Below are 1,944 nucleotides of genomic sequence, written 5' to 3' on the forward strand. Positions count from 1 at the left end.
CTTGTTGCTGACCTCGGATGTGACCATCGATGGTGATGTCGATGGCGATGATGTCGCTGACATCACGGTCTCTGGCGGCAATGCTTCGCAGGTGTTCAGCGTGGAGAATGGAACGTCGACTTTGCATGCGCTGACCGTCGCTGACGGCGGCGGGTTCACTGGCGGTGGCGTTTACGTCTATAATGGCGCTGCGGTGACCTTGACCAACAGCACAATCCGCGACAGTACCGCGTATTTCGGCGGTGGGATTTTTGTTCGGCCTGGTGGCACGGCGACACTGATTGACAGCACGATCAGCGGCAATACGGCGACCATTCATGGCGGTGGAATTTACATCCGAAGCGGCGGCACCACGACGCTGACAAATTCGACGCTCAGCGGCAATGAGGCAACGAACTATGGCGGCGGCATCGCTAACCTTGGCTCCGCAACACTGACCAATACCACGATCAGCGGGAATAGTGCATTGGGACTGTCTGGTGATGGCGGTGGCATTCACAACAGTGGCACGGCCGCGCTGACCAACAGCATCGTTCTGGGCAACAGCGCGACCTCAGACGCGGAAGTCTCTGGCGCAATCAGCTCTGCAACCTCGCTCACGTCTGGAATTGCGGCAGATGTATTCGCACAGATTGATGGTGGCACCGGCGGAGGGTTGCTGGCCGATAATGGCGGATCAGTTCAGACGATTGCACTGAACAGCGATGTGACGAACCCTGCGCTGGATGCGGGAGATGACAGTGCGGCGCCCGCGACCGATGCCACTGGCAACATACGTTTTGACGCTTTGACGATTGCCAATAACGGCGCGAACATCAGCGATCTGGGCGCAGTGGAACTGGTCGTCGAAGCGCCCGGTTTACATGTCACGATTGCCACCGATGTTGTTGATCTGACGGATGGCGAGACCTCACTGCGCGAGGCCCTGGCCTTTGCCAATTCCAATGCGGATGCCAGCACGATCACCTTTGATGCGGCCCTGTCCGCCCAGACGATCACGCTGGGCGGAACCGAGCTAGTGTTGTCCACTGATGTGACCATAGACGGTGATATCGACGGCGACGATATCGCGGACATCACGATCTCGGGCAATGATGTCTCGCGGGTGATCAACGCGACCGCCGGGTCATCGGCCCTGCACGCATTGACGATCGCAGACGGCGAAGCAGGCACTGGAAATGGCGGTGGTCTGCACATCTCTTACGGCGCGACTGTCGATGTGACCAACAGCACCATCAGCGGCGGGTCCGCCAGTTTTGGCGGGGCCGTGCACAACGCGGGCACCGTGACGCTGACCAACAGCACACTCAGCGGTAATTCAGCAGACAATCGCGGCGGCGGGATCTACAACAACTTCGGCACAGCGACGTTGACCAATACCACGCTCAGCGACAATTCCACTTTTGTCGGCGGCGCCATTTCAAACCGCGGCGTGGCGGAGCTGACCAACAGCACGCTCAGTGGCAATACGGCGACTATCAAAGGTGGCGGGATCTACACTGGAACAGGAAGCACCACGACGCTGACCAACAGCATTGTGTTGGGGAATTCCGCGGGCGCTGCTGGATCCGAGGAAGTCTCAAACGACATCGGCAGTTTCAACGCGACAACATCGCTCACCGGTGCAGGGTCCGAGACGGCGGCGGCGGTGTTCGCGGCGTTGGATGGCACTGGAGGCGGGTTGCTGGCGGACAATGGCGGCCCGGTTCAGACCATTGCTCTGAACTCTACCTTGACCAACCCGGCGCTGGATGCAGGCGATGACGGCGCGGCGCCGGCTGCTGATGCATCAGGGGCCGGACGCGGAGATGCCCCGGTGTCCAACAATGGCGCGAACATCAGCGACCTTGGCGCCTTGGAACTGCAGGAAACCGCCAGCCTGATCGTCACAACAACGTCCGACGTCGTTGACGCTTATGACTACCAAACCTCGCTGCGCGAGGC

Annotated in this window: 1 protein-coding gene; it reads left to right on the forward strand. The window is 60.0% G+C overall.

Features of this window, described 5'->3' with window-relative positions; all coding sequences use genetic code 11:
* Positions 1 to 1,944: beta strand repeat-containing protein (locus FOY56_RS23310; protein WP_186766461.1), on the forward strand; the 1,944-nt coding region annotated here is incomplete at both ends.

Origin of the sequence: Falsiphaeobacter marinintestinus, assembly GCF_007923355.1 — a bacterium.
In the GTDB taxonomy this organism is placed as follows: domain Bacteria; phylum Pseudomonadota; class Alphaproteobacteria; order Rhodobacterales; family Rhodobacteraceae; genus Phaeobacter_A; species Phaeobacter_A marinintestinus.